Origin of the sequence: Aeromonas sp. QDB18, from assembly GCF_027705325.1 — a bacterium.
Classification (GTDB): Bacteria; Pseudomonadota; Gammaproteobacteria; order Enterobacterales; family Aeromonadaceae; genus Aeromonas; species Aeromonas caviae.
In genome coordinates this window covers 1-4,003 of sequence record NZ_JAPDBQ010000222.1, presented here as the reverse complement: position 1 = coordinate 4,003, position 4,003 = coordinate 1, and the positions used below count along the sequence as shown (strand labels likewise).

Sequence of the window (4,003 nt, the reverse complement as noted above, 5' to 3'; positions counted from 1 at the left end):
GCGCGAGCAGCTATCACCCAGTAATGGGGATCCCCCTCCTGTGACGCGAAGCGCTAAGGTGGGGGAGGATGTCAACGGCGTAGTGCCAGTAGTAGTCGCGGTACTCGTTGATGAGGCGCACCTTCACCGCCCCCGCCACCGGCTGGCCTTGCGCATCGAGGTTGAGGATCTGGAAGGGGAGCGGCTTGCCCCCTTCCACCCGCTCCGCCACGAAGTCGGCCTTGAGCGCAGGCCACTGGCTGCCCGCGGGCCAGCCATACTGGGTACGGCTGCGGTTGACGGCGCGGCCACCGGGTTCGGAGAGCGACACCCGATAAGCCACCTCCAGCGGCCCGAGGGCGCGCACCCCGTCGAGCTCATCAGCTAACGAAAAAGTCCCCTGCCCCTGCGCATCCAGGGTGAGACTCCGCGGCTCAAGATCCCTGGCCTGCTCGGCGAGCAGCACGTCACCCAGCGTGAACTCCTGCCACTGGGTAAAGGGCATGGTGGCGCGGCTTAACTTCACCTCCGCCTTCGCCTTGGTGGCACTCGCAGGTGCGCCGTAGAGATAGTCCCCTTGCAGCGGCAGAGTGAGGGCGGCGTCCAGACTCGTCACTTCCCCATCCGGCCCCTTGCCAAGCTGCAGTTTCAGCCGCTCCGGCAGAAACTCCTCCACCAGAAAAGGCCACTCGAAGCGGCTACCGGCGGCAGTCTTGAGGTTGATGGTCCAGCGCCCGAGCGGCGCATCATCCGGCAGATGCAGGCCGTAGTGGGCCGCGCCCAAATTGTCCGGCAGCAGGCGCTTTTGTTCGAGCAGTTGGCCGTCCGGCTGTTTCACCTCCAGCTCCACCGCCATGCCCGGCAGCAGCTGGCCATCCTGCCCCTTGAGCAGGATCTCGCTGTCGAGCCGCTCGCCGGGGCGATAGAGATCGCGCCCGCTGAACAGATAGAGCTGTTGGGCCTGCCAGGGCTGGGTGCCGAGATCGAAGGTGGAGAGATCGAGGGCCGCGCCATCGAGGCGCAGCACCGCCAGGTGGTTGCCCTGCTCGGCCAGCAGCAGGCGAGCCCCCTGCACCTGATCGAAGCGGCGATGACCTTGGGGGTCGGTGGTTTGCACCTGCAGCCGGTTGCCCTTCTGGTCGAGCAGGGAGAGCTGCACATCCTTGAGGGGGTCGGCGCGGGCCAGGGAGCTGACGAACACCTCCAGCTCATCGCGGTAACGGCGGGCACTGAGCCCCATGTCGCTCACCGCAAAGTAGGTGGTCTCCTTGCGCCAGTCGTAGTTGCCAAGGGGCGACATCACCGCAAAGTAGACGCCGGCCTCCGCCAGCTGCGGCTCCTTCACATTGATGAGGCGGGTCTCGCGCCGGTTGGCATCGAGCTCCAGCGCATAGCGGCCGCTGAACACCCGCTTGGCCCGCTTGGTGATCTGCTCAAGCTCCCAGTTGCCCATGCCGGCACCGGGGCGATACTCGGCCAGGAAACGGGGCAGATACTCCGCATCGACCCGGAAGAAGTCGATATTGACCTCGTCCACATTGACCGCGCTGATGGGCAGGCGCAGCTCGTCGCGCAGCGGCAATACCATGCCGCTCGCGGTAAAGGAGGCCCCCGCCTCCAGCGGCCGGGTCTTGAGGGTCCAGCGCTGGGGGGATGGGCCCAGCCCAGCCTTGAGGCTCACCTCGTAGCGTTTGTCGGGTTGCACGTTCGGGAAATAGAGGGTGCGGCCATCGTCGGCGAGGATCCACTCCCCCTGCACCTGCTTGCCCCCTTCACTCACAGAAAGCCAGCTCTGCCAGTTTGCCTTGGGCGCCAATGGGCCGGAGAAGACCAGCGCCAGCGCCGGGGCATCCCGATACTGGCGGGCATTGGCCTGCACCACGGAGGCGGGCGCCCCCGCCTCCTGCCGGGCCATCGGGTCAGTCCTCGGCTCCTGGCTGACAGGCTTGTCGGGGCCGCAACCAGCCAGCAGCAGCGCCGCCAGCCAGGCCACACGGGGAAGACGAGTCACGGGGCAGGAGAGAGAGAGGTGCATGGTGTTCATCCCGGGTTGGATCGCCGCAGCGCAGGAGCCAATAGAATAAAGCGTCACTCCCGGGAACACCAACTGCCATGTCGGGCGGCATCGGCCCCTGATGAAGAAACGGGCCACTCACTGGAGTGGCCCGTTTGCTTACAGAGTGATCAATCGGGCCATTTCAGCCTGGAGGATCTACTCGGCGATCACCGTCTGCCAGGTCTTGAAACCGCCGCAGAGGTTCTTGACCCGAAAACCGTGCTGGCTCAGCAGGCGGCAGGCCACGTGACCCCGCAGTCCCACCTGGCAGCTGATGAGCAGCTCTTTATCCTTGGGCAACTCATCAAGACGGCTGCGCAGCTCGTCCAGAGGAATGTGCAGCGCCCCCGGAATGCGCCCCAGCTTGTCAAGTTCGGGGCCGTTTCGCACATCCACCACCTGCTGATGGGGGTGGCGAGCCTGCACCTCGGCTGCGTGGCAGAGCAGGGTGTCCCCCTTCAGGTGGTTGCTCGCCACGAACCCGGCCATGTTGATCACATCCTTGGCCGAGCCAAAGGGCGGCGCATAGGTGAGCTCCAGATCCTGCAGATCAAACACGGTGAGACCGGCGCGCTGGGCCACCGCCAGCACGTCGATGCGCTTGTCGATGCCATCCTTGCCGATGGCCTGGGCGCCGTAAATCTTGCCATCGGGGGCAAACAGCAGCTTGAGGCTGACCGGGTGGGCGCCGGGATAATAGCCGGCGTGGCTGCCCGGGTGGACATAGACCTTCTCGAACGGCAATCCCAACTGCACCAGCCGCTTCTCATTGAGGCCGGTGCTGGCCACCGCCAGATCGAACAGCTTGCAGATGGCGGTCCCTTGCGTCTTCTTGTAGGTTTCGCTTCGCCCCAGCATGTTGTCGGCTGCAATGCGTCCCTGGCGGTTGGCGGGGCCCGCCAGCGGGATCAGCACGGACTCGCCGGTGACGAAGTCGGTCTCCTCCACCGCGTCCCCCACCGCGAAGATGAAGGGATCCGAGGTACGCATCCCGGCATCCACTTTGATGCCGCCCCGCGGTCCCAGCACCAGCCCCGCCTTGGCGGCGAGCAGGGTCTCGGGCTTGACGCCGATGGCGAGGATCAACAGGCCGGTGTCGAGATGAGAGCCGTCGCTCAGGGTCAGGCGCAGTCCACCCCGTTGGGCGGTCGCCACGGCGGCGGTCTTCTCGGCAGGCACCTCCAGGCTCTCGATGGCAGCGAGGCCGGTGCGCAGGCGCAGATCGATGCCCTCCTCCCGGATACGGGCATGGAGCAGGTTGGCCATCTCTTTATCCACCGGCGCCATCACCTGATCGGAGAGCTCAAGCAGGGTGACATCCAGCTTGCGCTGGTGCAGCGCCTCCATCATCTCCAGCCCGATGAAACCGCCCCCCACCACGGTGACGTGGCGGGGCTTGTCGTGCGCCAGCGCCGCCAGGATGCGATCCATGTCGGGAATGCTCCGCAGGGTGTGTACCCCCGGGCTCTCGATGCCGGGGAAGGGAGGCCGGATGGGGGCAGCGCCCGGGCTCAGCAGCAGCACGTCGTAGGCTTCGCGCCGCTCTTCGCCGGTGAGCCGGTTGCGCACCAGCAGGCTCTTGCCGGCCCTGTCTATCTCGATGACGTCGTGAAACACCCGCACATCCACGTTGAAACGGCGCTTGAAGCTTTGCGGTGTCTGCAGCAGCAGGGCATCCCGATCCGGGATATCCCCCCCGATGTGATAAGGCAGACCGCAGTTGGCGAAGCTCACGAACTCGCCCCGCTCGAACATCACGATCTCCGCCTCTTCGCTCAAACGGCGGGCACGGGCGGCGGCGGACGCCCCCCCGGCCACACCACCCACAATCAGGATCCGTTTCATCTGCAAGACTCCACTCAACAGGAAATGACCAATAAATTAGACTTATCTCATATACAGGACCTTAAGAAAACACTTCATTTGAAATTCCTTCTAAGGTCCTGTTCTGTATCGATTTTCGCTGCT

The 4,003-nt window shown here is 65.1% G+C and carries 1 protein-coding gene and 1 pseudogene; both read right to left on the bottom strand.

What is annotated here, in order from left to right; genetic code table 11:
* Nucleotides 1–76 precede the first annotated feature (76 nt).
* Nucleotides 77–2,014 (bottom strand): annotated as a pseudogene (locus tag OKC30_RS20115) (MG2 domain-containing protein); the annotation flags it as partial.
* Nucleotides 2,015–2,191: 177 nt separating this feature from the next.
* Nucleotides 2,192–3,880, bottom strand: a complete 1,689-nt coding sequence (locus OKC30_RS20110) for an FAD-dependent oxidoreductase (RefSeq protein WP_270670525.1) — start codon at nucleotides 3,878–3,880, stop codon at nucleotides 2,192–2,194.
* Nucleotides 3,881–4,003: the final 123 nt, after the last annotated feature.